This is a genomic window from Vibrio sp. D54 (assembly GCF_021728075.1).
GTDB classification, from domain to species: domain Bacteria; phylum Pseudomonadota; class Gammaproteobacteria; order Enterobacterales; family Vibrionaceae; genus Vibrio; species Vibrio alginolyticus.
Window position 1 is genome coordinate 169,422 of the sequence record NZ_JAKKCS010000002.1, and the last position, 26,591, is coordinate 196,012.

The 26,591-nt window shown below is 44.7% G+C and carries 23 protein-coding genes; 10 read left to right on the plus strand and 13 right to left on the minus strand.

Features of this window, described 5'->3' with window-relative positions; genetic code table 11:
- Positions 1 to 411 precede the first annotated feature (411 nt).
- From L3V37_RS03425 to nqrM, 3 genes are read left to right on the plus strand one after another with little or no spacing between them, the layout of a single operon-like run.
- Positions 412 to 702, plus strand: a complete 291-nt coding sequence (locus tag L3V37_RS03425; protein WP_005373924.1) for a DUF134 domain-containing protein — start codon at positions 412 to 414, stop codon at positions 700 to 702.
- On the plus strand, positions 699 to 1,205 hold the full coding sequence (locus L3V37_RS03430; protein WP_005387209.1) for a NifB/NifX family molybdenum-iron cluster-binding protein: 507 nt from the start codon (positions 699 to 701) through the stop codon (positions 1,203 to 1,205). The genes L3V37_RS03425 and L3V37_RS03430 overlap by 4 nt, the downstream gene beginning before the upstream one ends.
- 1 nt (position 1,206) lies before the next feature.
- Entirely contained in the window at positions 1,207 to 1,416 is a 210-nt protein-coding gene (nqrM, locus tag L3V37_RS03435) for a (Na+)-NQR maturation NqrM (RefSeq protein ID WP_237305841.1), read from the plus strand.
- Here nqrM and L3V37_RS03440 read toward each other — a convergent pair.
- Positions 1,394 to 2,206 (minus strand): aminoglycoside phosphotransferase family protein, encoded by an 813-nt coding sequence (locus tag L3V37_RS03440; RefSeq protein WP_237305842.1) that lies wholly within the window; start codon positions 2,204 to 2,206, stop codon positions 1,394 to 1,396. The genes nqrM and L3V37_RS03440 overlap by 23 nt on opposite strands.
- A gap of 187 nt (positions 2,207 to 2,393) precedes the next feature.
- Between L3V37_RS03440 and L3V37_RS03445 the strand changes: the two genes are divergently transcribed.
- The gene (locus L3V37_RS03445) at positions 2,394 to 2,588 is read left to right on the plus strand and encodes a hypothetical protein (protein ID WP_005373920.1); all 195 of its coding nucleotides are present in this window, start codon (positions 2,394 to 2,396) and stop codon (positions 2,586 to 2,588) included.
- Between the two features lie 75 nt (positions 2,589 to 2,663).
- Here L3V37_RS03445 and fusA read toward each other — a convergent pair whose 3' ends face one another.
- From fusA to L3V37_RS03470, 5 genes are all read right to left on the minus strand, one after another.
- On the minus strand, positions 2,664 to 4,688 hold the full coding sequence (fusA, locus tag L3V37_RS03450) for an elongation factor G (protein ID WP_005387204.1): 2,025 nt from the start codon (positions 4,686 to 4,688) through the stop codon (positions 2,664 to 2,666).
- Positions 4,689 to 4,981: 293 nt separating this feature from the next.
- Entirely contained in the window at positions 4,982 to 5,974 is a 993-nt protein-coding gene (gene dgcA / locus L3V37_RS03455) for an N-acetyl-D-Glu racemase DgcA (RefSeq protein ID WP_237305843.1), read from the minus strand.
- Positions 5,975 to 6,024: 50 nt separating this feature from the next.
- Entirely contained in the window at positions 6,025 to 7,029 is a 1,005-nt protein-coding gene (dgcN, locus tag L3V37_RS03460) for an N-acetyltransferase DgcN (protein WP_237305917.1), read from the minus strand.
- A 101-nt stretch (positions 7,030 to 7,130) separates the two neighbouring features.
- Complete coding sequence (locus L3V37_RS03465) at positions 7,131 to 8,012, minus strand: LysR family transcriptional regulator (RefSeq protein WP_005373905.1); 882 nt, start codon at positions 8,010 to 8,012, stop codon at positions 7,131 to 7,133.
- 154 nt (positions 8,013 to 8,166) lie between these two features.
- The gene (locus L3V37_RS03470; RefSeq protein ID WP_237305844.1) at positions 8,167 to 9,375 is read right to left on the minus strand and encodes an MFS transporter; all 1,209 of its coding nucleotides are present in this window, start codon (positions 9,373 to 9,375) and stop codon (positions 8,167 to 8,169) included.
- A 201-nt stretch (positions 9,376 to 9,576) separates the two neighbouring features.
- Between L3V37_RS03470 and soxR the strand changes: the two genes are divergently transcribed.
- Complete coding sequence (gene soxR / locus L3V37_RS03475; protein WP_005373898.1) at positions 9,577 to 10,011, plus strand: redox-sensitive transcriptional activator SoxR; 435 nt, start codon at positions 9,577 to 9,579, stop codon at positions 10,009 to 10,011.
- A gap of 9 nt (positions 10,012 to 10,020) precedes the next feature.
- Here soxR and L3V37_RS03480 read toward each other — a convergent pair whose 3' ends face one another.
- Both L3V37_RS03480 and L3V37_RS03485 read right to left on the minus strand, forming a co-directional pair.
- Positions 10,021 to 10,416 carry a DUF2391 family protein gene (locus L3V37_RS03480; protein ID WP_237305845.1) on the minus strand — a complete coding sequence of 132 codons (396 nt, stop codon included), beginning with the start codon at positions 10,414 to 10,416 and terminating at the stop codon, positions 10,021 to 10,023.
- A gap of 13 nt (positions 10,417 to 10,429) precedes the next feature.
- Positions 10,430 to 11,275 (minus strand): tetratricopeptide repeat protein, encoded by an 846-nt coding sequence (locus L3V37_RS03485; RefSeq protein ID WP_005373890.1) that lies wholly within the window; start codon positions 11,273 to 11,275, stop codon positions 10,430 to 10,432.
- 200 nt (positions 11,276 to 11,475) lie between these two features.
- On the opposite strand from L3V37_RS03485, the gene L3V37_RS03490 reads away from it, so the two are divergent.
- The gene (locus tag L3V37_RS03490; protein WP_017819794.1) at positions 11,476 to 11,946 is read left to right on the plus strand and encodes an ASCH domain-containing protein; all 471 of its coding nucleotides are present in this window, start codon (positions 11,476 to 11,478) and stop codon (positions 11,944 to 11,946) included.
- 54 nt (positions 11,947 to 12,000) lie between these two features.
- Here the strand turns inward: L3V37_RS03490 and L3V37_RS03495 are convergent, their stop codons facing one another.
- Together L3V37_RS03495 and L3V37_RS03500 are read right to left on the minus strand one after the other, a co-directional pair.
- Positions 12,001 to 12,588, minus strand: a complete 588-nt coding sequence (locus L3V37_RS03495) for a bifunctional 2-polyprenyl-6-hydroxyphenol methylase/3-demethylubiquinol 3-O-methyltransferase UbiG (protein ID WP_017819795.1) — start codon at positions 12,586 to 12,588, stop codon at positions 12,001 to 12,003.
- 90 nt (positions 12,589 to 12,678) lie between these two features.
- Positions 12,679 to 14,196, minus strand: coding sequence for a phospholipase D family protein (locus L3V37_RS03500; protein WP_054576161.1), 1,518 nt, complete (start codon positions 14,194 to 14,196; stop codon positions 12,679 to 12,681).
- Between the two features lie 519 nt (positions 14,197 to 14,715).
- On the opposite strand from L3V37_RS03500, the gene L3V37_RS03505 reads away from it, so the two are divergent.
- The 4 genes from L3V37_RS03505 to L3V37_RS03520 all read left to right on the plus strand — a co-directional run bounded on the left by L3V37_RS03505 (position 14,716) and on the right by L3V37_RS03520 (position 20,895).
- Positions 14,716 to 15,873, plus strand: coding sequence for an efflux RND transporter periplasmic adaptor subunit (locus tag L3V37_RS03505; RefSeq protein ID WP_025767993.1), 1,158 nt, complete (start codon positions 14,716 to 14,718; stop codon positions 15,871 to 15,873).
- A gap of 13 nt (positions 15,874 to 15,886) precedes the next feature.
- On the plus strand, positions 15,887 to 19,045 hold the full coding sequence (locus tag L3V37_RS03510) for an efflux RND transporter permease subunit (RefSeq protein ID WP_025767992.1): 3,159 nt from the start codon (positions 15,887 to 15,889) through the stop codon (positions 19,043 to 19,045).
- Positions 19,046 to 19,369: 324 nt separating this feature from the next.
- On the plus strand, positions 19,370 to 19,636 hold the full coding sequence (locus tag L3V37_RS03515) for a hypothetical protein (protein WP_005373876.1): 267 nt from the start codon (positions 19,370 to 19,372) through the stop codon (positions 19,634 to 19,636).
- A gap of 395 nt (positions 19,637 to 20,031) precedes the next feature.
- Positions 20,032 to 20,895 carry a DNAase gene (locus tag L3V37_RS03520; RefSeq protein ID WP_237305846.1) on the plus strand — a complete coding sequence of 288 codons (864 nt, stop codon included), beginning with the start codon at positions 20,032 to 20,034 and terminating at the stop codon, positions 20,893 to 20,895.
- 482 nt (positions 20,896 to 21,377) lie between these two features.
- On the opposite strand, the gene L3V37_RS03525 is transcribed toward L3V37_RS03520, so the two are convergent.
- The 3 genes from L3V37_RS03525 to L3V37_RS03535 are packed head-to-tail and all read right to left on the minus strand — an operon-like array spanning position 21,378 to position 26,447.
- Positions 21,378 to 24,479, minus strand: coding sequence for an efflux RND transporter permease subunit (locus tag L3V37_RS03525; RefSeq protein ID WP_237305847.1), 3,102 nt, complete (start codon positions 24,477 to 24,479; stop codon positions 21,378 to 21,380).
- Positions 24,476 to 25,804, minus strand: coding sequence for an efflux RND transporter periplasmic adaptor subunit (locus tag L3V37_RS03530; RefSeq protein WP_151515781.1), 1,329 nt, complete (start codon positions 25,802 to 25,804; stop codon positions 24,476 to 24,478). Before L3V37_RS03530 ends, L3V37_RS03525 begins: the two co-directional genes overlap by 4 nt.
- Positions 25,791 to 26,447, minus strand: coding sequence for a TetR/AcrR family transcriptional regulator (locus L3V37_RS03535; protein WP_005387092.1), 657 nt, complete (start codon positions 26,445 to 26,447; stop codon positions 25,791 to 25,793). The genes L3V37_RS03530 and L3V37_RS03535 overlap by 14 nt, the downstream gene beginning before the upstream one ends.
- Positions 26,448 to 26,591: the final 144 nt, after the last annotated feature.

A 26,591-nucleotide genomic window follows, 5' to 3' on the forward strand; every position in this document is an offset into this window, starting at 1 on the left:
TCGACAGGTTCTGTATCGAAAGTATTACCCTTTAAGCTCAGGCCAATGTCGTCAAACTTCTCTTTTTCGTTTCTTAGGTATACATCCTTTTAAATAAAACAATCATTAGTGTTCAAACTAATGATTTGCTTGGATTATAGTTTTTCTTCTTCAATAAAATGAACACATTAGCGTGTATTTGTATGAAAAATCTGCGCAAACTAACGTTTTTATTATCCGGTTAATTAGAATTGATCTTTTTGTTCGTTTGTCATCAAAATTCCTAAATTATTAGATGTCTAATTAATGCTGATGTATTACGTATTTGTCGTGTTGATTTTTGCAAACTTAGTTTATTGGCATATGCTAAAAATGTTATTGGCATATGCCAGTTTAAGGCGTAATTTGACTCTGTGTTTTTGAGGGACAATGATGGCAAGACCAAAGATAGAAAGACGAATATGCGGACGTGCGGCTCACCATTGCTTTAAGCCCAATGGCATTCCATTTAATCAGTTGGAGCAAGTCGCCATATTACCAGAAGAGTTAGAAGCGCTACGTTTAGCCGACTTAGAGGGGCTTAGCCAGCAGCAAGCTGCGGAGCAGATGGGCGTTTCTAGACAAACTTTTGGTAACACAGTAAAAAGTGCAAGATTGAAAGTCGCAAAAAGTTTAGTTGAAGGTCATGCATTAGTTTTTCCGAATGAGGAGTCAAACTTATGATTTATGCTATTCCTAATGATGGTGAGCGGGTGGCAAACCACTTTGTAAAAGCACCATACATCGCTATTTATTCTGATACTGACGGTATGCTAAAAAACTTAGCGAACATTGCTTCTATGCCACAAGCGGGTTGTAATGCGAAGTCTCAGTTGATCCAGTCTCTACAAGGGTACAATGTGGATGCTGTTCTTGTGCGAAATATTGGTGAACGCGTATTGGCAAAGCTACTTAGCAGTGGCACGCCAGTATTTAGGCTGTCTACTCGTAGTTCATTAGAAGATGTGCTTGCGGTTCCAAGAGAGCCTTTGATTGAGCCCTCTCAAGGACGTCCATCAAACAATCATAAGAAAAGTGTTCACAAACAAAAAGGCGGCTGCGGCTCCTGTGGTTGTGGTGGCCAAAAATCAAAACCCTCCTTGTTGGCAAGACCTAAAGCGCTACTCAAAGCGACATCTAGCCCTGCTATACTTAAGCTAGAGTCGATGGCTAATAAGGCAGGTTAATATGGTTTGGTTACTTACCTTTCTTGGTTTTCTCGCAATCATTTTGTTGATGTCACTTGGCGTCATTTTTCACAACAAGCGCATTCAAGGGAGTTGTGGTGGTTTGAATAATGTCGGCGTTGACAAGGTGTGCAATTGTGAAACCTCATGCGTAGAATCTGAAAGGCGTTTATATCAAATCTCAGAGCCTAACTCATCACCTGAGCGCTAAGGCTTTTGGCCCATTGCGGCAAGGTTTGCCGAAACCAGTCCAAATATTTGCTGGTCTGCGGATTATCTCTGGAGACCAGTATGTTGACTACCTCGACAACGATCCACGCTTTTGCTAGTCCGATATTGCGCGCCAATTCTGTTGTTTCACCTTTCTCTGCGCACTCTATATACTTGCCTGCTACGTTCAAGTAATCATCAAATGTGCCCATGCCCTCGATGAGCGGCGCTAAATCTATCGCGACATGCCCTGTAGAAAAGCGCTCCCAGTCGAACAGTACCAGCTCGCCATTTTCGCGCTGTCCCCAGTTTCCTGCATTGGTGTCTCCGGAGATCAAGTTCTGCCTATCAAAAAGGTGCGCCGATCGTTGTTGTAGCTGGTGGAGGAACTGTTCTGTCTCTGAGCCCAGTTTAAGTGTAGTGAGTGCTTGTTGAGTCGTTTGTGGTGTCCACTGATGGCGGTGATAAATACCATCTGATGTTGGTGGAAGTCGGTGCAGTTTGACGAGTTGTTCAATGACTCGATCATCTTCAAGTAAGAATGCTTGCTCGACTGCGTGGGGAACGTATTCAATGTGCAGAACGTTTTTCTGGTCGTCGAGTTGAATCAAGCGCGGTACGTGTATTCCAAGTGCGTTAAACTGCTCGGCATAGCGTTGATAAAACGCCACTTCTATTTGAGTAGGGTTACGTTTTTCTATTACTTGGACGCCATCTTTTTCGATGAGAAAAACTTTGGCACTGCCCATTTGATTGAGTTCTTGTTGCGACACCGGACTTCCTGTCTTCATGTAGAGAGAGCTCACCTTAATCGCTGCACTCACTTTTGCCAATAGCCACGACAAAGTGCCTCAAAAATATTAAATGCAACCGTTTAAATATGATTTTGCTGTGAGTGTCTAAATTTTACACAGTCTCGCCTGTACTCCGATAAATTCGTTCTACGCTTACTATTCGTCTTAATAAAGGAGAACCAAAATGGCTGTAATGAAGCAGGATATTCCAAATCGTGTAACGGTTTACCATGACAATATCGATCAAGAACAAGAGCTGAAAAATGCGATGCTGCCAGAGAAACCGCGCTACTTTAACGGTGCTCCGACTTACAAAGCGAACAGCATCGAAGAGTTTGAAAGCAAAATCAGTCAGATAGGTTTGTCTCTCGATAAATAATTTTTCTTTTACCTAAAAGCGCCTTCAAAATGAGGGCGCTTTTTTGTTTATGTGATTGATTTGAATCTTAGGGAATTAACCTTGTTGTGTACTGCCTTGGCAGACCTGTTTTTGCACTGCTGGTGGCGCAGGCTCGTAATGGCTTAAGGTCATACTAAAGCTGCCTTCACCACCAGTGATAGAGCGTAATCGACGAGCGTAATCTTGCAGCTCGTTTACAGGTGACTTGGCTCTGAGTAAGGTGAAGCTGCTGTCGATTGGCTCGGAGCCTTCGATTAAGCCTCGGTTGCCAGATAAATCACCAGAAACATCGCCAACATTCGCGGTTGGGATGTGCAGTTCCATCTGGACAATGGGTTCTAGCACAATAGGATCGGCGTTGTTAATCGCATCTAAAAAGGCTTTCTTACCTGCGATGACAAACGCAATTTCTTTTGAATCGACGGAGTGATATTTACCGTCATAAACGGTGACTTCCACATCCTTAATTGGGTTGCCAGAAATCGCGCCTTCCTCTAACGCTTGCAAAATACCTTTTTCAACAGCAGGAATGAGCGCGGTTGGGATGGCGCCACCCACCACTTTGTTGATGAACTTAAATCCGGCACCACGTTCGAGTGGACGAACCTTCAATTGCACTTCACCAAACTGGCCTGCACCGCCACTTTGTTTTTTGTGTCGATAATGCCCTTCGGCAGGTTTGGTGATGGTTTCAAAGTATTCGACGCTTGGTTGGCAGGTTTCGACGTCCAGTTTGTACACGTTCGCCATCTTTTCTAATGCGACTTTGAGGTGAAACTCCCCTTGGCCGCTGATGATGGTTTCGTTGGTGCGAGCGCGATGTTCGATGCGCAGCGAAGGATCTTCACTGGCAATTTTATTCAGCACATCTCCTAATTTTTGCTCATCTCCACGCTTAAGAGGTTTCAAGCACAAAGAATACATGGAGTCAGGAAGATCCAACGTTTTGAGTTGAACACCATCTTCTTCGTGAGAGTCATGAACGATTGAATCGAATTCGAGATCATCCACTTTGGCTAAAACGCAGAAGTCGCCTGCAAGCGCGCGAGGGATCTCGGTTCTATCTTTGCCCTGCAGTTGATATAAGTGCCCAACTTTAAATGCCTTGTTGCTTTCGCCGATATAAAGCTGGCTGCCCGCATTGATTTCACCCTGATACACACGTAAGTAGGCAAGTTTTCCCATATATGGGTCGACGCTGACTTTGTACACGTGTGCGACGGTGTGCTCTAAGGTTTCGCAATTTACTTTGATTTTTTTGCCGTTCTTTTCCAGTAGAGGAGGGTTACCCTCGTTTGGCATGGGCATGATCTCCGCCAAGGTGCGCAGCAGCAACTCGACGCCCGCGCCGGTTTGTGCTGAGACAAAACAGACCGGAATCACATGTCCAGTTCTCAGTGCTTCTTCAAACGGATCATGCAGTTGCTCTGCGGTGAGTTCGGAGCCTTGTTCCAGATACAGTTCCATCAGTTCTTCATCGACTTCGATGACTTGGTCAATTAAGGTCTCATGAGCTTCATCTACCGTTGCAAGTAAGGTTTCTCGTCCCAATTCTGGTTCGAAATAGCAGTCAACTACAGATTCCCCGTCAGCCGAAGGTAAGTTGATCGGCAAGCAGTGGTCACCAAAATGCTCAACGATGTTCTCCATCAATCTCTCTAACTGATTACCGTGGTTATCGAGCTTATTGATGATGATCATCTGACATTTTTGCTGCTCTTTTGCAAAGGTGAATAAGCGATCGGAAGTTTGGTTAAGCGGTGTTTGAGGGTCGATGACAAGGGCGGATGTTTCAACGGCAGGAAAAACGCTGATAGTACGGCCAAGTAACTCGTTTTGTCCCGGAGTGTCGATGATATTGAGCCGGTGTTTATTCCAGCGCAGTGCGACTGGCGTTGCTTCAATACTGTGTTGATATTGGATGGATTGAGGGTCGAAGTCGGTAACAGTATCGCCTTTTTCTACGCTGCCTAAATGGTGGGTGGCATCGCAGGTGAAGAGCAGTTTTTCTATCAGTGTGGTTTTACCGGTCCCGGTTTGACCGACAAAAGCGATATTGCGTATTTTATTGATAGGCATAGAGCCTCCTTGCAAGATGGCGTGAAAAACCTACGAATTGCTAGGAAGTGGGTTGTTATAGAAACCCACGCACTGCATTGGAGTAGGGCGGGATTACCGCCTATTCGTTTTCCACGTCATTTTCCGGATGACTCGATGCATAAGATCACCTTCTTGGACTACTGGAATCTTAGCATGCCTCAATAACCATATAATTTATGTGACTTATTTCATGATGGGGCTGATTGTTTTTTTATCGAGATCATAAACTCAGAGGTTCTGACTTTTGGAGTAAAACCTCTGGATTGTTTAGGCTATTTGGAAAGAACGATTTCGCCGTCGCGATAAACCAAGCTTGGCGTTACATCTTGTCCTAGTAACACCGGGCCATCAAGATCGACAACGCTCGCCTGAGCAGCAATGGGTAACGCGGCTCGCATCGCCAGCGACGTCCCCAACATACAACCGGACATGAGGCTAAAACCGAGTTTTTGGGCGTCGTCGGCTAATAATAGTGCTTCAGTGAGCCCGCCAGTTTTATCTAGCTTAATGTTCACCATCTCGTATTTGCCAAGCAGTTGATGCAATTGCTCTCTGGTGTGACAACTTTCATCGGCGCAAAGTGGAATGGGGTGTGGAATGCTGGCGAGTACGTCGTCGCAGTCTTGTGGCAACGGTTGCTCGATCATGGTGATATTAAACGGTTCGAGTTGAGCAAATACCGTCGCGAGGTCGAGGCCTTGCCACGCTTCATTCGCATCTAAAACAATTTGCGCGTGCGGCGCAGCATCGCGTACTGCTGCAACGCGCTCAAGCACGTGTTCACCATCCAGTTTTACCTTAAGCAGTTTTGCGCCTTGGCTAAGGTAAGCTTGTGCCTGTTTTGCCATCGCTTGCGGCGTGTCGATAGAAACCGTCATCGCCGTCACAATCGCCTCTGGTAACGTAAAGAGGTCGTGAACCTGTTGCTTGTGGCTCAAAAGCGCGTGAAGATGCCAAAGGGCGCAATCCAATGCATTTCTTGCCGCCCCCGCGGGCAATAACGATTGAAGCTGGCTTTTGAGAACCATGACATCAGCTTCGCCTTTGGCATACAAACTTTGCAGTTCATGTGCGGCGTGAGAAATCGCCTTAATCACCGATTCAACCGATTCACCATAACGAGGGTATGGCGTGCATTCACCTTGGGCGGTCATGCCTCGATGTTCAATTGTCACTCGGACTACGTGGCACTCTGTCCGACTGCCGCGAGAGATGCGAAATGGTGTCGCCATGGCAAGCGTGACAGGTTCTACATGAATTTTCATCTCACTAGTTTTCCCTAAACCACAGTTATTTTCTAAACCGTAAATGTTTCTTAAATCGTAAGGAGCTTATCTGCAACCGCATCAACGCCAAAACGTACAGGGTCGGTGACGGGCACTTGGTATTTGTCGCTCCAATCCTGGCATAACTGGGCTGCATCTTCTTCGCTGAGCGCCGAAGTGTTTAAGCAAATACCCACTAATTGAGCGTTTGGATTTGTTAGGCGAGCAGCGGCCAGATTCGCTTCTATCGTTTGTTCAATGGTTGGCAAGCTCACATGTGGTAAGTTGCGAATGTGCGGGCGACCAATCTCATGGCACAGTACCAGAGCGTCCGCTTGTGCGCCGTGAAGTAAGCCCAAACTTACGCCAGCAAACGAAGGGTTAAACAATGAACCTTGCCCTTCGATGATGTCCCAATCGTGATCGGTGAACTCAGGGCTGATCGCTTCTACTGCGCCGGAGATAAAATCGGCAACTACAGCATCAATCGAAATGCCACTGCCTGCGATGAGAATTCCGGTTTGACCCGTTGCTTTGAACTCTGCACGACAGTTTTTACGCTTCAATGCATGCTCAATGGCAAGGGCAGAGTACATTTTGCCAACGGAGCAATCTGTTCCTACAGTAAGTACTCGCTTGCCTGCGCGAGCTTTGCCATTGCCGACCTTGAGCGGGGCATCATAATGGCGAACATCATACAGTTTGGTTAATCCGCGTTGTTCTAGATCGGCAAGAGGAGAAAGTTCCGCCAAACGTTGGTGCATGCCCGATGCAATTTCAAATCCCATCTCTGCCGCTTCAAGTAAGGTTGCTTGCCAAGCTTCGGGAATGACGCCTCCTGGATTTGCCGTGCCGAGCACCAGCGTTTTTGCTCCTTGCTGCTGCGCTTGTTGTAGTGTCATGTCGGTTAAACCAAGCGATACGGTTTCTGGCGTCAGGCGGATTTGGCCAAGACAAATCTCAGGTCGCCATTGGTATATGCCACGCGCGGTTTTTGCTGCGAGTGGATCGGTTACATCGCCAAGAAAGAGTAGGTAAGGTTGAGCAATTTGCATGATGGTTCCCTTCGTCATCGTTATTGCTCATTAATGTAGCCAGACTGATTTAGGAAACCGAATGCTTATTTGTTAGGCAGGTATAACTTCAGGTTATACCTTTAACCCATCTGTTGTTTTAGGGCGGTGATAAATTGCTTTGTCGCAATGGATTGAGGTGTGTGCTCTGCGAATAAAATAGAGACGGAGAAGGACATATTTGGCTCCAAAGCATGCACGGAAACGGCATTATCTTGGCGATATTGTTTTGCAGTCCAAGGGTCTACAATCGCGAATCCTGCTTCGTTTTTCACCAGTTCAGCCGCCGCGGAGTAGCTGCGGACGGTAATGGCATGTTGATAATGCTCGTCACGCGCTGACAAGGTTTGATGTAACAGCAAGCCCAGAGGGTCTCGGCTATCTAAACCGATAATGGGTAAATCGTGACTGATGAGTTCTTCTAAAGTGACGGTTTTTTCTGTGGGTATCGCTGCGCTTTTAGGGGCAATTAGCGCCAAGTTTTCTTTTAATAACATGTGTCCCATGATCGCTGGTGGCGTTTCTTCACCGAACGCAATGGCGACATCCAGTTCATGTTTCAGTAAACCTGAGCACAGCTCATCGCGATTAGCCGTTGAGAGCTCAAAGGAGATGCCGTGCTCTTTCGACAGCAACGCGACAGTCGGCGCTAACAAGTGTGCGGCCAAAACAGGCGGAGCACCGACTCGTAAATGTTGAGTTCCCTGTTTGACTTTGTTGGTCAGAGAGCGAAATTGTCCGAGTTGTTGATAGACTTTTTCAGCCTCTGGCAATAAGGCTTTGGCTTCTTGAGTTGGAACGAGACGGCCCTTTACACGCTCAAATAAAGCGAAGCTCAGTTGTTGTTCTGTATGGGCGAGAACTCGAGTGACATTAGGTTGGGAAACGTGCAGTAAGCGAGCCGCGCCTGACACCGTTCCTGCTTGCATAATGGCGTAAAAGACTTCTAATTGCCTTAAGTTCACTGCGATTTCCCTCTGCTCATGTTGGTCACCTCAGAATACCCAACCTTGCTGATAAGCGATAGAGGTAAAAGTGCTGGCGTAAAAAATAGGAAGACGATGTTGGTTGCCTTCCTATCTCGCTTTTTCAATTTCTCAACTTCTCAATTTCTATGCTTCACTTTGCTGCTGCATGAAGGGGTAGGTCGTTAAACGGCTCGACGTCTCGACTGAGTAATCCCATCAAAATCACTGCTAACACCATGACAGCAGCCGCGATTGCAAAACCGTATTGTGTTAGTTCGTAATGACTCAATATTGCAATCAGGACGTAACTGAGAGATTGAATGGTGGTGGCAAACATGCTGATGCCGCCATCGACGCGACCTCGTTGATGAACCGCTACGGTGTGATGCATCCAGTTGACTCTCGCAATGCGATTTAGCGCGTTAAATACGCCAAACAGCGCCGTAAACAATAAGATGGTCAGCGGGCTCATCGTAAAACTCATCCCGATAAGCGCAAAAGAGACCATAACCATCGAAGCGAACATAATGTGGCTATGGGAGGCACGGCTTAGCACTTTGGTGACAATAAAGCCGGTTAGCAACGAGCCGAGGCCAAAACTGATGTTGAACCCTGCAAACCAATCGCCAGAGATGCCTTGTTCAGAAAACCAAATCGGCACCAGTTTGCTCAAATACGTCAATGCAGGATAAGAGAGGCAAGAGAGCAGAATAAAGCCATAAAATCGGGGTTCGAGACGGAATATTTGTTTGCTCTCTTTGAGTTGCGCGATGAAAGCAACGGATTTTGATGCCCTTAATTGTTGGGTATAAGGCGTCAGAATATAGAACATCGCTGCTAACGCAGAGGCGCTGGCCGCAAACAAAGCAAACTCTTTCATACCCCACATTTCAAGCAAAACAATACCCAACGCGCCAGCTCCGAGGGTCGTGGATTGCATTACAATTTCTTGCTGACCCGAAATTTTCGCATACTCATGGTGCTGATAATTTTCTTGGGTGAAGGCATTGTTGGTCGTCCATGCAAAATTACTCGAAACCCAATACACCAATTGCGCAAAAGCCAGCAACCAGTGTGACTCAAACCCTAACCAATAAGCAATGAACACCACCAAAGCCATACCCGATTGAATCCATTGATTGAGCACGAGTAGTACTTTGCGTGAATGTCGGTCAATTAAAGTGGAAAAGAAAGGTGTTGCTAGAAAAGCAATCGCGGTGCAGCTCAGAGAAACTAAAGCGACGAATGTACCCATGTTAGGTTCGGAAAGCATGACCCATGGCAGTGCCATCATGAACAAGCCAGAGGAGATACTGTCGAAGAAGCGGCCAGCTAAGTACGGCTGAGTTTTATTTTTCATTATGTTTGCCTCTAACTCCCGATGGATTTCAAAAGGTTGATGTCCAACTGTCTTGTGTTTAACAACCAAGTCGTTCGCGCTGAACACATTATCTTGAGATCGCCGGGGTTTAGCGTTAATTAAGATGGTGCAACTTTAAAACCTCAAGTAAACTTGAGGTAAAGCATTTTTTTAACAAAATTGATACACAGGGAGTCAAGGATGGAAATCAGCGTAGGAGAAGTGGCAAAACGTTCTGGAGTGAAAGTATCTGCCCTACACTTTTACGAGCAAAAAGGGCTGATTTCGAGTTGGAGAAATCAAGGTAATCAGCGTCGCTACCATCGCAGTGTGTTGCGCCGTGTTGCGGTGATCAAAGCAGCGCAGCAAGTTGGGTTGTCGTTAGAAGAAATTAAACATGCGTTAGATGAACTGCCGAAACACCAAGCCCCTAACAAAGCGCAATGGGAAGAAATGGCAAGCCATTGGCATGAACAGTTAGAACAAAAGATTCAAAAACTTAAAGCGTTGCAAAACGATTTAGGCGGATGCATTGGCTGCGGGTGCTTGTCGTTAGAAACCTGTGCACTGCGAAACCCAGAAGATGTATTAGGGAAAGACCACTCGGGGTCGAACTTAACGTTAGAAGAAGAGTAGCGATTATCTCTATTCTTTGTCGAAACTGTCGACTACGATCGCGCCCATCGAAGCAGGCATTGTGATGACGATAACGCGTTTTATCGCAATCAAAGGCTCATTCATGAGTGGCAGTTTATCAAGACAGAAAAGAACTAACGCTACCACAACGGCCGCAATGAGGTACGCGATAACCACACGAAAAATAAAGATGGATACGCGATTCTTGATGTGGCTTTGAAACACGCTTTGATACGCGAAAAAACTGAGGAAAATGACAGAAAGACTTAACAGCATGAGCAAGTTTGCCATTGGTAGGCTCTCACCCAATCGCCACGCTTCCTCCGAAAATGAGATCGGGACTGCTAGGGCAAAAGCGCCAACCAATACTTGGCTAGCGTCTTCTAGATTAAAGTGGCTGCTCATGCTGTTTATTCCATTATTCGCTTGCTAGATGTAAGAGCTTTTCAAAACGCTCATTACCGTGCAGCAATTCGAGGTCTCGTTCTTCGGCAAGTAAATCACGAATGGATGGGCTGTATTCAATTGCGCGTTCCAAGTCTTCAATAGCTTGCTCTTCGATACCAAGGCGAGAGTATGCACACGCGCGTTGATACAGTGCAGGGCCGTTGGTGTAATCGACTTCAAGTACGCGGTTACAAATGCTAAGTGCCCAATGGTATTCGTTGATTTCCATCGCTGCGTCGGCTTTGTAAGTCAACGCTTCTAAATCACCTGGACGAATTAATAAGATTTCATCATAGATTTCAATACGTTGTTCTGGAGTTTGAGAGCTTTGTGCACGTAGCCATAAGTTATGGATCTCGTTGATTTTCTCAATCTCTTTGTTGTTTTCACTGATAATGCGAGTTTTGCGTTTTAAATCTCGCTCAAGGGCGACAAACTTTTTCTCGTATTCTTGGGCGATCTTCTCCAATCGTTTATCAGCCATCTCTTTGGTGTTGTGTTTAAACTCGCGCAGAGATTGCCATCCGACAAAGGCAATCAGCGATGCGACACCAGCAATGATGTAGAAGAAGTATGTAACGGTCACGTTGGCATAGTTCAACGATTTATCTGCGACTGTTAGCTCGCGATCGGTGATCTCTGTGATCATTCGCTTTTCTAGGCTTTGATAGTCCTGACGCAGCGCTTTTAGTTCATCTAAAATATAGCGTTCCATTAATGGTCTATCTAACAGATCCGATTCTGAATACTTTTCCTCCGATGCCATTGTTGGCAAGGCAAGTATCAGCGAGAAAAAAATACCAATAAATAAGCGCATATAACGTCCTTTCACGAGAAGAGTACAGATAGACCATGCAACAATAGCAAATAGCACAAACGTTTAGCAAAGTTATTACAAAAGAAATAACAGTCGTCTACGTAGAAGTCATATTCTTGTTGTTTTTCAGTTTGTTCCTGGTGGTTATTTGTTGTGGTATCTTTTATCCTCCTTGCGAATTTATGATTAATGGAGTGAGCATGGACGCGCGAGCTAAGGATTACTTAGAACAATTCCTAGAATTATTATCACCAGAACAAAGGGAAGCTGTACCATCAGTCAGTGCTGACTATTATTGTGCCGATGAATACAACGCGAATGTATGCGCAGACTTGGTTCGTATTGGACAGAAAACTGCATCGTGCAGTTTGGAGCTTTGGTATCGAGAGCATGGTGAAACCATGCCCCAAGTCGGTCATTTACAAGTAGTGACGAATTGGGATGGGGACCCGGTTTGCGTGATACGAATTACTGACGTAAGTACATGCAAATATGAGAATGTAACCGCAGAGTTTGCCTACGCAGAAGGCGAAGGTGATAGAACCTTAAACTGGTGGCGTGATGCTCATACTGCATTTTTTAAAGCTGAATGCGATGAGTTGAACATCGATTGGCATGAGAAACGTACGCTGGTTTTAGAGCGTTTTGAAGTGGTGTATCCCGTCAATTAATCTCTGATAGCAGCACTGATTTGAAGTGCTGCTTTCTTTACTGAGAGACCATTTTTAGCGCTTTCGAGCGGTCACACTAAACATGTGCCAATGTTTTTGGCTTCCGACTACAGTGGTCCCGTCTTCATCTCTTTCATGCAATGAAATGAGGTCGTAACCTTCGAATAAGCTTTCCACTTCCTTTTTTGTTAATGCGGTAATGTTTGGGTGCATTTCGGAGGTAACCCAGGAGTCTTTCACTCCCAAGAAATCGCCGCAGAAGATACCGCCCGGTTGTAATGCGCTGTCTATTTTTGTCCAGACTTGTTTGAAGCCTGTGTCAGGGCAAAAGAACAAACTGGCATTTGCGATAACCAAGCTGCACTGAGGGTAATTAAATTCAGTAAAACAGCACTGCGAAACCGAAAATCGTTTATTACCTTCAAAGCGTGTTAAACAAGTTTTTACTGCATCTTCATTGCTATCACATGCGTGAACCTTAAATCCCTGTTCGAGTAGAAAGTGGCTGTCTCGACCTATTCCACAGCCAATATCAAGAGCGACTTTGCCTTCTATCTTAAGTTGGTTTACGGCATTTTCCACGTTTGGGCGGTGAGGTTGGCTTAAAATTTTCTGATAGTATTCATTCCATTGCGCTGGCATTGAACTTCCTTATGTTGGTTGTGTCCCCTGCCCAAAACTAGCGTCCATTTTGTTTTGCTTGACTGGGGAGGTTTGCAGTATTGGCAGCTGTTATAGCTGATCTTCAATCGGTAATATTCCGGAGAACCAAGCCCCCATTTTTCGCCATACTCCTGCTTCTGGTTCGGAGTCGTATTCTTCGCCTGTTTTTACGTCCGTCCAGACAATGTCCCCGTCGCGCAGAGTTAAGGCGTAGGCGTTACTCGACAGTTGATTCGGCAGTTGTTCTAGAAACATTTGCACATATTCTGGCTGTTCGATAACAACGGCCATTTCGGTATTCAAAGCGGCCGAACGTGGGTCCCAGTTCATCGAACCAACGAAAAGTGTTTTGTTATCAATCGTCATTGCTTTAGCGTGTAAACTTGCTCTGCTACTCCCCGTGAGGCTCCACTTACTTTTGAGTTTCGCGCTCGCTTTTACTTCCCAAAGCTTGATTCCAGCTTCGAGTAGATCTTTTCGATATTTTGCGTACCAACCATGCACGGCAAACACATCGTTAGACGCGAGGCTATTGGTCACAATCGTGATATCAACGCCTCGCTTGGCCGCGTTACTTAATGCTTGAGTACCTGCTTCAGTTGGAACGAAATAGGGAGAAATGAGCACAAATGAATCCTCAACACTTTTAACCAGTTCCGTTAAATTATCAATAAGTTGGCTCTCTCGGGTCGCGACTTTATCGGGCAGGTCAAACCATACTTTCGCTTCTCCCCAGTAGAGCTTGAGTTTGCCTTGTTTTAGATCTTGGTACATATCCAGTTGAGTGAAGTCATAGCGGCCGGTTGAAAACTTTTCCTCTAACCGGAGTTTATTGACCTGCTTTTGAATCGCTTGGTCGGTAATTTGCTGTGAATTCGGTGTAATCCATTCCATTGGTATCGAATAGGCGCTATTCCAGTAGAGGTCGAACTGATCGGCAGTTTGTTGTACCGCCTCACCATAGAGCAGAAGATCAAAATCACCAAACTCAACTTGCGATTCAAAAGAGAAGTATTCATTGCCGATATTTCTACCTCCGACAATGGCGGAAACACTGTCTGCAATCAGAGACTTATTGTGCATACGACGATTAAGACGTTCAAAATCGCTAGCAAGAGCGAACCAACGGGAGTCGCGATACTGATGCGGGTTAAATAAGCGGATTTCTATATTAGGATGTGCATTGAGGGCAGCCATCACATCGTCGTTTCGCTTTTGCATATCGTCAAGCAACAGCCTTACTCGAACACCACGCTTTGCCGCTTCATACAAGCGCCACGTTATTAGCTGACTCGTTTCGTCACCGCGGTAAATATAGTATTGAAGATCAAGGCTTTTCTGGGCGGACTCGATCAAAGAGGTTCGAGCAAGAAGGGCATCGTGTCCCTGATTTAACGGCGCAAAGCCAGTTATGGACTTAGGGTCTCTCCCGTAAGCTTCAAAGTACTGCGCAAGAACAGAATCCTTTTGATAACCGAGCTGAAAGCTGGTGGACTTTTCACTGGCGTCATTCAACGATACGGATGAGCATGCCGATAAAATAGTGAGCAGCGAGGGGAAGAGCAACTTGGCGAGCGTTTGTAACAAAGCACATTTCCTTGTCTTACAGAGTGTTACCTACTCCAAATTATAGACTTAAGCTGACGCCACATGCACCCAGAACCGTTTGATAACGAGCGATTAATCAATGAATTGCCATAGAACCTGCACTAAGTTCAACTTTTAGAGCGCAGATAATCATTTATTTTAATTATCATTATGGCCGTATTGGTCATAATCACTAATATCTGGTGATTATGACCAATAGCACACTGGATAAAATAATGGTTTTTTATATAACCATATGATTTTTAATAAATAAATGCTTGGCATGTCATTTGCTGTTTAGAATAAAAGTTAAGTTAGAGCAACTTGCGCAGTTGGTTAATTTTTTGTTAATTTTATTAACTTTGAATTGGCAATAACTATCTAGTTCGCTGCTTAAAAGACTAGGCAAGCGCCGCTTTGATGTTTATTCAAATTCAATTCTCTCACCACCATGCTTACCGGGAGCAATGGACTGAATAAAAGTGTGGTGTTGAAAACAACAATAAAAAAGGATTTTCGATGTTAGCAAAACCCATATTACGTTGGCTTTTACCCTTCGTCGTCGTTGGAGGCTCTTATGCAGGATATGCTGCAATTGCCGCAACTGCGCCGGAAAAAGAGTCAACCAAAGATGCAATTACAGAACCTACTGTTCAGGCTTCTTCTCTTTTTCCTACTGATCACAAAGTGGTGATTACCAGTCACGGTGAATTAGTTCCTTTTGAAAAAACACACCTTTCCGCGCAAGTCAGTGGTGAAGTGATAAGTTGGCACCCGAATTTTGTAACGGGTGGCATCGTGAAACGAGGAGAGGTTCTTTTCACAATTGAAAGCGACAACTATGAAGCGTCGGTTTTACAAGCTGAAGCCGATTTAGCTAGTGCACGCGCAAACTTGATTGAGGAACAAGCGAAAGCCGAAGTGGCAAAGCGTCAGGCAAAGAGACTGAGCGATAAGCAAGTGACGGATCTGTATTTACGCAAGCCTCACGTTTTGAGCGCACAAGCGCAAGTGAAGTCGGCTCAAGCGGCACTCAAACGAGCAAAAAGAGAGTTAGAAAATTGCAAAGTCGTTGCACCTTACGATGCGCTGGTTGTTGAGCGTGATATTGGTGTTGGTCAATTTGTTACATCTGGTTCTCGAGTTGCCACGTTAAACAACATCGAAGTGGCAGAGGTGCACGTACCCATTGCCGGTTTTGATAGTGCATTTTTACCCGAATCCATTGGTGAACTCACTGCGACAGTGACGCAGCAAGGTGTGTTTTCTACCACTAGAGAAGGTCGAGTAGTTCGTGATTTAGGCATGATTGATAGTGCTACCCGAATGATTAACATGGTCATTCAAATCGCGGACCCATACGGTGTCGATAACCAGCAGCCTCCAATTAAATTCGGCTCCTACGTTGAAGTGAGCTTCACTGGTAAGGAACTTAAGCATATCTATCGCTTACCACAGGAATTAGTTAAAAACCGTACCGTGTGGGTGGTGAATGGCGATAATCAACTTCAACCCAGAACCGTCACGGTTTTGAGAGCAGAAGGTGAGTTTTTGCTGGTGGGCGAAGGTTTAGAGCAAAGTGATAAGTTGGTACTGACCTTACCAGAGTACCCTCAAAAAGGTATGGCGGTACAAATCGCAAAAAAGAGTGACGACTCCGAAACCGTCGTACAGTAAGTAGGAGTTTGTCATGGAAGATACTAAACAAAAGGGCTTGATTGCCTATTTTGCGAATAACCCCGTCGCTGCCAACCTTTTGATGGTGTTCATCATTATCATGGGTGTGGTGAGTTTTCTCTTTATTCAAAGGCAGATGTTTCCGAATATTGAGGTGAACTACATTGATGTTCGTGCGACTTATCCTGGCGCTTCTCCTCAAGAGATAGAAGAGAGTATTCTCGTTAAGGTCGAGGAATCGATTAAAGACGTCACCGGGATTAAAAAAGCAGTCTCAACGGCCTCTAGAGGTAGCGCGTATGTTTCCATCGAGGTAGACGTTAATGCCGATATCAAGCGTGTCTTAGATGATGTAAACCAACGTATTGATACCTTGTCTAACTTACCAGCGGGTATGGAACCAATCAATGTCTACCAAGTTGAATGGCGCCAAGATGTAATCGAAATGGGGTTAGTTGGGGACCGACCGCTCGAGGAGCTTAAACCGATTGCTAAGCAAATCGAAGATGAATTACTTCAGTTAGAAAACGTCATGCTGGTGTATCTGAGTGCGCCAGAAGAAGAAATAGCGATTGAAGTTGACCCACTTGTTCTTCGTAAATACGACCTTACGTTGAGCGATATCAGCAGCGCGATCAGCCGTTATTCAGCTAACTTTTCTGCGGGCGAAGTAAAAACAAATTCAGGGATGATTGCAGTAAGGATTGAAAACCAATACTACCGTGGTGATGAGTTTAGAAATATTCCTGTAAAGCTTGGCGCAAATGGTGCGAAGGTTTTACTGCAAGATATCGCCACGATCAAAGATGGTTTTACGGAAGAAGAGCGCTATTTTGAATACTCAGGGCAAAATGCGATCTACATGTCTGTTGAAGCAACTCGTGATCAGAACATTATCCCTGTTGCACAGTCCGTTCGTAATTATATTGAAGCAAAAAACAAGACATTGCCGCAGGATGTTAAGCTCAAAGTCTTGGTTGATACGACTTATTATTTAAATGGGCGTCTCGACATGATGTTGAAAAACTTGCTGCAAGGCGCTGCATTAGTCGCGATTATGCTGACCATTTTCCTACGTTTCCGCTTGGCTATGTGGGTAATGATCGGCTTACCAGTGTGTTTCCTTGGTGCGGTGATGATGATGCCAGCTTTGGGTATTACAGTGAACATCGTCTCGCTGTTCGCTTTCATCATGGTGCTCGGAATTGTAGTTGATGACGCCATCGTGATGGGAGAGAGCGCTTACAGCGAAATTGAAGAAAAGGGCGGCGGTGTCGAGAACGTGGTTCGTGGTGTGAAACGTGTTGCTACGCCAGCGACATTTGGTGTTCTGACAACGATTGCTGTATTCGCACCATTCTTGCTTTCGAGTGGTATTGATAGCGCTTTCTTTTACGGCATTGCTGGTGTCGTGATTCTGTGTTTGATCTTCAGTTTGATTGAATCAAAGTTGATCCTACCAGCGCACTTGGCGCATACCCATTTTAAACCAGTTAAACCAGGTGGATGGCGAGATCGTTTCAACCAACGTTTCTTCGGCTTTGTAAACGGTCCGTATCGTAACTTTGTAACAACATGCACCCATTGGCGCTGGACAGTGTTTGCAGTGTTCTGTGGTTTACTGCTGATCAGCGCGGCTTTGATCAACGCGAATTATGTTCGGGTGATCCCTAACCCTAAAGTGCCGACTGACTATCCTGCGATCACTATTGAAATGAATGATACCGTTTCAAGTGAGCAGACAATCAGTGCACTCAAGACTATTGAACGTGTCATGCAAAAGATCGAATCTGAGACCATTGCAGAACATGGTCAAGGAATGATTCGTGATGTGCTGTCGTACAATAGAAGCCGCACCGAAGGTCGTGTATTAGTACCTTTGGTTGATGAAGAGTTACGCCCGTTCAATACATTTGAGCTGGCTCGACGTTGGCGTGAAGCTATGCCTGTTATTCCAGGTATGAAGAGCATCAAAATCCGCGAGCAGAGTGCGGGTGGTGGTGACAGAGATGAGTTTGGCTACTTGTTGTTTGGTTCTAACATCAATGAGCTCAACGAGGCTGGTCGTTACTTGATAGAGCGTTTACAGCAGGAAGAAGGGTTATATGATATTTCATCTTCTATTGATTCTGGAAGCAAAGAAGTACTCCTGTCTCTTGCGCCTGTAGCGTACGATCTCGGTCTGGATCTCACCATGATCGCAGAGCAAGTTGGTGGCAGCTTTTATGGTGGCGAAGCACAGCGCATTATTCGTGATGGTGAAGAAATTAAAGTTATGGTGCGTTACCCGCAACTGACGCGTGAAGCATTCTCATCATTGCGTTACGCTGTGATTACAACACCAGCAGGTAAGAAGGTCATGCTAGGTGATGTGGTGAAGATCAACGAGCAGCCGGGCGTGAGTAGCATTCGACGTGAAGGCGGGTATCAAACCGTTTATGTTTATGGTTCCATAGACGAAGAATTGGTTGAACCTCAAGAAATCGTGAAGGTCATTGACGACAATATCTTACCGGACATGAAGCAAGCCTTCCCAACTGTGAAAACAGAATTGGGCGGTGATATTGAAGAGCAGGCTGCGCAGCGTAATGAACAGATTTTGTTCTTTATTGCAGGCATGATCATCGTCTACATCTTGTTAGCTGTACCGTTAAAAAGTTATACCCAACCTTTGATTGTAATGTCCGTCATTCCGTTTAGTCTGACGGGGGCGATTTGGGGCCATTTCTGGCTAGGTTTAGACATCAGTATGATGTCGACATTTGGTTTGATCGCCGCTGCTGGCGTGGTTATCAACGACTCTCTGGTTATGACAGATTACGTAAACCAAGTGAGAGAAAAGGGTATGAACATCAAACAAGCGGTTGTTGAGGCGGGTTGTGCTCGTTTTCGAGCTATCACGCTCACCTCAATAACGACGTTTGCGGGTGTATTGCCGATAATGTTTGAAACGAGTTTGCAGGCGCGTTTTGTCATACCGATGGCTGTCGCTTTGGGCTTTGCGGTGTTGTACGCAACGGTTCTGACTTTAGTGTTGGTGCCTTGTTTGTATTTAATGCTTGAAGATATTAAAAATATTTTCAGATCGATTAAGAGGTTTATCCATCGTTTGATTAATCGTTTCAGAAAGTCGCCAGTGACGTCGAGCGTTGAAGCAAGCGTATCGAGTTAACAAGCTTGATGTTAACGATTAGGAGCAGCCTTCGGGCTGCTTTTTTGTTTCCGCATTTTGATTCAAAGTGATTTTTTAGTGGGCAGTTACGTAATTATCTGATGAGAAAACTGCCTGACAAAGCATTTCTAATATGTATGTTTCTAATGTTTTAAATTCGCATGGTTAATTTGACACTTGGTTAGCGAAATTTACCAGACGAAGATAACGTTGAATATGAGGATTTATTTAAGTTGTTGAAAAATAACAAAATAAAAGTTGGCATCGTATGTGCAATATATGAATTGTAATTAAAATTAACTGCTAATCCTCAAGGAGCTTATTATGAAAAGCGTATTTCTATCTACTCTAAGTCTTATTGCTGTAATGTCATCACCAATCGCTGCTGCTAACACTTTAGACAAAGAGGAGTGGAGCTCAGATTTACGTCAGGACTTTTCTGAAATGAAACATGAAGCTATAGCAGATATTCAGCAAATGAACATGGATGCCATTCACGCACGTGATGAGCGTATCGTGAAAAACATTAAAGATGAGCAAGAACAGTTAGTAAAGGTAACGTGCCACAAAGAGAAAGCAAGCAAGTCATAAACGCCGATAAAAGAGACTAACAGACGAAAATGAATCCAATACGAGTTCGGTGTTAGCTAGCAGTAAGCACTGACCTTGTTGCTCTACTTGCCAGCCTTTTAAGGCTGGCTTTTTTGTTTCTCATTTCATGGGTAGGGATCAGATCCTCAAGCTCATTATCAATAGTTGGCGTGTTTGATGAGCTATTGCTGGATGGAGCGGATGTAACTTTTAAAAGTGTAGATTTCAGTAAAGTGGAGGTGATGTTAGATATTTAAAATTTTGAAAAGATCCGATCTCCTTTTTGACCTTCATAATACCTTAGTCTGTGGCTTACCTTTACTTGAATTAGAACTCATATTGCAGGCTCTCGTTTAAAGGTATTGATGCATATTTGAAGAATAAGAGATAGACATATGAGTTTTATTAAAATGTGTAAAGATGGTTTTAGAGGGAAACCAGATTTTGCACACTTGTTACATAATGTATTCCAGATAGATGACTTAGTACTATCATTTGAATGTCCGAACAATATATATGAAGGTCATGTATACCAAGATTTTATTGAATTACAACGGTTCAATATTGATTCAAAAGTAGAGCGGCATGAAAAGTTTATAAAATTGGCCACGATTTATTTCTCTTTTAAAAAGAAAATAATAAATCCACTATTACCAATCAATAAACAAGGTGGTTTATATATTCGGTTAAGGATTAAATCTTCAGATGAAAATATTACTAGTGTTAATCAACTATCCTCATTTATAGAGAAAGAGTACGTGGATTTTTATCATGCTGTAGAGTCACCTGACGGTTCTCAAAAAGGTGATCATACAGAGTTGATGAATGATGCCATTGCGTACGCAAATCATCGTTGGGGAATAGACCCGATAAACGAAGAAAAAAAGAGAGCGAAAGAAGAGTTCCTTGTAGGAGAGTTTCTTCGTGGTTATCCTCCAATCAAATGCCAAAATATCAAGATTGGTGAAAATACATTTTCAAAATATGTAGAAGGAAATTTGGAGTATAAAAAAGACTATCGAAGAGTGTACAATTTTCCTATCAAAAATGAGTTTTACTTTAGTATTGAATTTTTATATGAAATCGAGCCTATATTTGCTCAAAAAAAGTTTTTAGATTGGGTAAGACACGCGGATGAAATCTTTGAAAAAAACGTTTTAGAGTTGCTAGCACTGTCTCCGCTTATTGATTCGCATACTACCTCCAAATCCGAAAGGTTGGCAAAAAAAGTTGATCCAGAGCGTTCATACTTAACTTAAAGAAAAAAGCCCGCGAAGAATGCTTTCACGGGCGAAAAAAGGGCACCAAATTGGGTGTCTATTCATTTTGGAGGTGGTCGAACGTCCATATAAAACTGACAATAGGCTTGGTGAGAGGCTTACCACCAGCGCGACCAACGAGGCTAAAGTTAACATTGTTGTAATGATTGTTAAAATGTTAATTCTTCAATCAATGTTTTCATTATCGTGAGTTTAAATTGTGAATGTGTTGCCTACGTGTATTTTTACTCTGTGAAATTCCGTTTTTGACAATAAGACATATTATAAATCTTGTGTTGGTTATTTGATTTGGTTATATAAAACTCAACATACTTAATCCTTAACTGTTCATATTCACACTTAATGAGACACAATAACCCTCTGTTTGTTAAGTGATTGTGTGTTTTTTAACGCATTGGTATTGAACAAAAAGCGACCTAAGCCGCTCTTGTGCATTTTGATAAGTTTACTTATCAGTCGTTTTAGATTTCTTCGTGCTTATGGACTAGGCCGAAGTCAGCTAAAATGGCATACGCAGCAGGGATCATAAACAACACCAGCAGAGTGGATGCGAAAATACCAAACACGATGGAGATAACCAGTGGTTGGATAACCTGTGCTTGCAAACTGGTTTCAGTCAGTAACGGAAGCAAACCTGCTGCAGTGGTCATTGATGTCAGGAATACTGCTCTAAAGCGTTCCCGACTGGCTTTGACTACTGAGTCGTGCACATTATCCCCTTCATCGACATGATGGCGTATGTACTGAACTAACAGAATCGAGTCATTCACCACAATCCCCGCTAGTGAGACAAAGCCCATCATACTCGGCATACTTAATGAGTGACCGAGTAGGATGTGTCCCCATACCACGCCAATAAAGGCGAGTGGAATCGCAAGCATGACCACGAATGGTTCCAAATAACTGCGGAATTGGTAACTCAGAATCGCAAACACGCCAAACAAACCAAGCAAGAAGCCTTTACCCATTGATGCGCCAGTTTCAGCGGTATCTTTGGCTTCGCCTTCAAAATCAAAGCGAAGACCAGGATACTTTTGCATAAGCTTTGGCGCTTCATCCTGTTGGAACTGACGAATAATGGCGGTTGAGTTGGCTTTCGTATTGTCGATATCGCCGAATACGCTCACGGTGCGCAAGCCATCAATGCGCTGGATTCTTACGTAATTACGTTGGAAATCCAAAGTAGCAATGGTCGCGAGCGGAATTTGACTTCCATCGGACAAGATAATTGGGAAGTTTGCCAATTGCTGTAAGTCACCAGCTTGCGCTTTATCAAGGCGAACTTCGATGGAAATATTTTCTACTCCAACTTGGATTTCGTCTGCGGTTTGGCCAAAGAAAGCCGCGCGCAATTGATTGGCGATGAGTTGGCCGTTAATCCCATAAGCTTCCGCTCCCGGACGCAGTTTAACCAAGACTTCTTCTTTACCCATACGCATGTCATCCAACACGCCATGGACACCGTCAAACTCATTCAAGTATTGCTGAATGTCGATAGAGGCTGCTTTGAGCGCATCAAGATCATCATGCTTCGCTCGAATTTCAATCGCTCGTCCACCCGGCCCCATGGTCGGTTGTTTAAATACCAGCGAGATAGGATCGGCAAGTTCACCAATGTCTTCACGCCATGCATCGATAAATTCATCGATGAGTGTGTTACGACTCTCTGCACCCAGCAAATCCAGACGTACCGTGGCAATGTGAGGGCCAGATTCATTCGCGTCGGCGTTAGCGTTGAATTGACTGGTGATGTGTAGAACCAATGGATTGCCGTCTTCCACTTTTTCTGTCCATTCTTTATCTAGCTTTTGAGCGGAAGCGACGATCTTATCGACGACGGCTTCCGTTTGAGAAAGAGAAGAACCCGGAGGAAGAATAATGCGCGCTTCTGCAATGTCGCCATCCAGTTCAGGGAAGGGTTGAAACTTGAGCAAACCGCCAACTAACGTGGCAGCGGAGATAAGAAGTAACGCAACCACGCCGCCCATAAAGGCATAGCGATACTCGACCACTTTATCGACTGCGTTGACCAAGGTGGTGTTGCGGAAGTTTTCAAAAGAAGCGAGCAGCTTTTGTTTGAACTTCGGTGTTGTTCGCTCTTGCTTTTGTTTATGTAGCGAATGAGAAAGGTGGTTAGGTAGGATCAAGAAGGCTTCCACCAAACTCAAACTCAAAACGAGGATCAGAACTTGAGGAACTGCTTTAAGTACCGCACCCATTTCACCTTGCAGGAATAACAAGCTACCAAAAATACACACCGTAGTTAGGAAGGAAGAAATTACCCCTGGCAGTACCTTTTTCACTCCTTTGATAACGGCATCATCGATCTCTTCTCCTCGGTCGAGGTGAGCGGCAATCGATTCGGCAATAACGATGGCATCATCCATCATGATACCGATGGCCATGAGTAACCCGACCAAAGACATGATGTTGATGGACAGGCCAAGTTGCGCCATCAAAAATAACCCACCTAAGAAGGCTACGGGCAAACCAGCTGCGACCCAAAAAGAGTAGCGAAAACTAAAGAACAACCACATGGTGGCGAAAACCAGAATGATACCTTGCCAACCGTTTTTGACCATCATGGTCAGGCGATCCCAAAGCACAGATGAAAGGTCATTGGTCATTTGTAGCATCACACCGTCTGGCGCGATAGCTTGTTGTTCTTCGACAAATTGAGCAACCCGTTCCTTGATACGCAGTGCGTCATCTTCTTTGTTTTTGCTGACTTTTAGTAGGGCAGAAGGGTGACCATCGAAGAGGACTTTCTGTTCGTCCAATTCAAACCGGTCGGTAATCGTCGCAATATCTCTTAGACGGATGATTGAGCCATTTGTACCAGAGCCCACGACAATAGTCTCAAGCTCTTCTGGCGTCACACGTCGTTCATCGAAGCGGATCAGAAAGTTCTTATCTGGCGTCTCGACATTACCACTTGGCAACTTGACGTTCTGACGACCAATCTGCTCAGCAATATCGCCAACACTTAAGCCAAGTTGTCGAATGGCTTGAGTGTCCAACTCTACTCGGTATTGGTGGTCAGAGAAGCCTGCAACTTCAACCAAAGACACATCATAATCGAGCTTTAATGTGCGTTTAAGTTGTTCTGCATAGGCTTTTAGCTCTGGCCATGTGGTGTCTGCAGTGATCGCGACATCCACAACTGGCTCATTCCAATCCAACTCTTGTACAACGGGGGATTCAATCTCTTGTGGGAAGTCATTAATCGAGTTGATCTGAGTCTGAACATCAACCAGCATGCGGCCGATGTCGGCTTCTTCATTCAGTTTTAAGATAAGACGCGCAGAGCCTTCTATCGCTTCACATTGCGTTTCTTCAATGTTAGCAAGGCCATCAACAGCATCTTCCATTCGGACACAGATACTCTCTTCGACTTCTTGCGGGGAAGCTCCTGGGTAGACTACACCAGCTAGGATGTAGGGCGGATCAAACTCAGGAAAAGTTTCACGCTTAATCGTGGAAAGTGAAGAAATCCCCAATATCAGCAGCGTTAGCATCAGCAAGTTGGCTGCTGTTGGATGCTTGGTGAAGAATCGGATCATGAATCAGACTCCTCAATAGTGGCTTCTGACTGTTCAGGTGACTCTTTCAATAGCATGCCGTTAATTGCGGGCAGCAAATCGTTGATGATCAGCTTCTGACCTTGCTCTAGTTCACCATCGATCACCACTTGGTTATTGCGGCGATATAACACTTCAACCGTCACGACTTGCAGACGATTGTCATCGCCCATCAGGTAAATCTTATCGCCATGAAGCGCACGCTCTGGGATGACCCAACTCGGGTTCTCTTGTCCCTCAATCAAGGCACGCACAAACATGCCGTTCACCAATGGAGGCGCAGACGTTGGGTTTAATGCACGGTAGTCTTGTTCAATTTCCAGAATCACACCGGCCGTCGCTTGGCTTGGATCAACCGTTTCGCTGATGCGTGCAACTTTCGCAGGCCAGCTTGCAGAGAGGTTACCGCTGCTGAGTTCAATGTTGGCATGAATCGCATTCATATCAGGTTGTGGAATACCAGATTCATCGCGGACAAACTCACCGATGCTCGCCGCCAAAGTTTGCATGTCATGAATGGATAGTTGAGCTTCCACTTCCATGACATCAATACCATGTCCTGTCACCATGGTTTGTTGGAGGTTAACCACTTGCTTTTTCTCAATTTCTACGTCAGCAATACGCAAATCGTAAGGAAGCGTGATGATGGTTTTATCAAGCGAGCGTTCGGCCTCATCCACTTTTGATGCATTGACCTTAACTAGGGCTTCCGCGACTCGTTTCTCATCCGGCATCAAACCAATTTGATTTTCAATATCCAGTACTAACTTACGTTGAGAGAGCGCGCTTTGCTCTTGCTGATCTACATCCGATTGCGAGGTTAAGCCTTTCTTACGTAGGTTTTGTTTACGGTCTAACTCTTTGTTGGCGATAACCAGACGGTTGGCTTCTATCTTGAGTGTGCTTTTGAGATTCGCTTCTTCTTGGTTCAGCTTAGCCAGAGAGGTTTGGGCAGATTTGAGATCGGCTTGAGCTTGAACCAGTTTCAACTCGTAATCGAGCGGGTCGATTCGCAGGATTTCTGTCCCTGCTTGCAACACTTGTCCTTTTTCCAGCTGCGGATGGCGGTAGACCACTTTCCCCGTCACTTCGGCTATCGCTTTCCATTCCACTTTTGGGGTGATCTTGCCAAACCCTATGGCTACTGGAGCAATGGCTTTTAGCTCAAGTGGAATCGTCTCGACCAACCGTGCACGATCTCCAGAGGGTTTTACGGGCAAATCTGGTTTGAGGCTAATCGCCAAAAACAGAATGACGACCCCCACCGCAAGAGCAGGAAAGAACAGCAGCTTTTTATTTATTTTCATATTGGTCGCCCGAGTCTAAAAATCCATGTTTCATCAGTTGTATGTTGTGTTCGAATAATCGGTTCAAGAAGGCTTCAGAAAGTTCAATGCCATGAATGGCGAGCAGTGCTGGTGGTGCCATAAAAGGAAACACCATCAAGCTGATGTAAGAGACGCGACAAAGTTGAGGGTCGGCGTCTTTTCGTAAAACGCCACTGTCGATCAACTTATCAAAGATCACGCCTTGCATTGGCTTACTGATATCTGCGAAGACTTTTTCGAGCAGTTTGCGTTGGGTTTCCGATGGGGGCATATTCATAACTTGGGCAACTAAGCGTGGGAACTGTGGTACCTTGATCATTTCGCGGTAGTAGGTGCGCATTAGATCGAGAAAGTTTTGCTCGTTACTGTTGGATACCAACGTCTGCATCTGCTTTTGCATCGGTGACAGTGTTTCGCGCAACATGGTCTCGAACAAGCCTTCTTTGTTGCCAAAGTAGTAACGAATCATCGCCACGTTCACGCCTGCTTTCTGCGCGACTAGGCGAGTAGAGACCTTGTCATAAGCCATAATGGTGAAGAGTTCGCGCGCGTGGAAAATCAGTTTTTCCCGTGCGTCGATATTATCTGTGGGTCTTCCCGCCCTTCGATGCGCTTCCGTCACAATCTTCTCTCTAAATATTAAACATTTGATTAATTATAAGACGCTGATTTCTCATGCGACATGTGAAAAATTAATCAGTATTTAATCAAGTGATTAATTTGTGATGAAGAGAAGTAAAAAAGAGCAGAAAGAACTGCTCTTTGA

What these genes read in the sequence shown, in the direction of transcription:
- fusA (WP_005387204.1), bottom strand. Translation starts at nt 4,688, where the DNA reads ATGCCTATCAATAAAATACGCAATATCGCTTTTGTCGGTCAAACCGGG.
- L3V37_RS03520 (WP_237305846.1), top strand. Translation starts at nt 20,032, where the DNA reads ATGAGTTTTATTAAAATGTGTAAAGATGGTTTTAGAGGGAAACCAGAT.
- L3V37_RS03510 (WP_025767992.1), top strand. Translation starts at nt 15,887, where the DNA reads ATGGAAGATACTAAACAAAAGGGCTTGATTGCCTATTTTGCGAATAAC.
- L3V37_RS03480 (WP_237305845.1), bottom strand. Translation starts at nt 10,416, where the DNA reads ATGAGCAGCCACTTTAATCTAGAAGACGCTAGCCAAGTATTGGTTGGC.
- L3V37_RS03530 (WP_151515781.1), bottom strand. Translation starts at nt 25,804, where the DNA reads ATGAAAATAAATAAAAAGCTGCTGTTCTTTCCTGCTCTTGCGGTGGGG.
- L3V37_RS03445 (WP_005373920.1), top strand. Translation starts at nt 2,394, where the DNA reads ATGGCTGTAATGAAGCAGGATATTCCAAATCGTGTAACGGTTTACCAT.
- L3V37_RS03440 (WP_237305842.1), bottom strand. Translation starts at nt 2,206, where the DNA reads ATGAAGACAGGAAGTCCGGTGTCGCAACAAGAACTCAATCAAATGGGC.
- L3V37_RS03425 (WP_005373924.1), top strand. Translation starts at nt 412, where the DNA reads ATGGCAAGACCAAAGATAGAAAGACGAATATGCGGACGTGCGGCTCAC.
- L3V37_RS03495 (WP_017819795.1), bottom strand. Translation starts at nt 12,588, where the DNA reads ATGCCAGCGCAATGGAATGAATACTATCAGAAAATTTTAAGCCAACCT.
- soxR (WP_005373898.1), top strand. Translation starts at nt 9,577, where the DNA reads ATGGAAATCAGCGTAGGAGAAGTGGCAAAACGTTCTGGAGTGAAAGTA.
- L3V37_RS03525 (WP_237305847.1), bottom strand. Translation starts at nt 24,479, where the DNA reads ATGATCCGATTCTTCACCAAGCATCCAACAGCAGCCAACTTGCTGATG.
- dgcA (WP_237305843.1), bottom strand. Translation starts at nt 5,974, where the DNA reads ATGAAAATTCATGTAGAACCTGTCACGCTTGCCATGGCGACACCATTT.
- dgcN (WP_237305917.1), bottom strand. Translation starts at nt 7,029, where the DNA reads ATGCAAATTGCTCAACCTTACCTACTCTTTCTTGGCGATGTAACCGAT.
- L3V37_RS03430 (WP_005387209.1), top strand. Translation starts at nt 699, where the DNA reads ATGATTTATGCTATTCCTAATGATGGTGAGCGGGTGGCAAACCACTTT.
- L3V37_RS03515 (WP_005373876.1), top strand. Translation starts at nt 19,370, where the DNA reads ATGAAAAGCGTATTTCTATCTACTCTAAGTCTTATTGCTGTAATGTCA.
- L3V37_RS03485 (WP_005373890.1), bottom strand. Translation starts at nt 11,275, where the DNA reads ATGCGCTTATTTATTGGTATTTTTTTCTCGCTGATACTTGCCTTGCCA.
- L3V37_RS03470 (WP_237305844.1), bottom strand. Translation starts at nt 9,375, where the DNA reads ATGAAAAATAAAACTCAGCCGTACTTAGCTGGCCGCTTCTTCGACAGT.
- L3V37_RS03490 (WP_017819794.1), top strand. Translation starts at nt 11,476, where the DNA reads ATGGACGCGCGAGCTAAGGATTACTTAGAACAATTCCTAGAATTATTA.
- nqrM (WP_237305841.1), top strand. Translation starts at nt 1,207, where the DNA reads ATGGTTTGGTTACTTACCTTTCTTGGTTTTCTCGCAATCATTTTGTTG.
- L3V37_RS03505 (WP_025767993.1), top strand. Translation starts at nt 14,716, where the DNA reads ATGTTAGCAAAACCCATATTACGTTGGCTTTTACCCTTCGTCGTCGTT.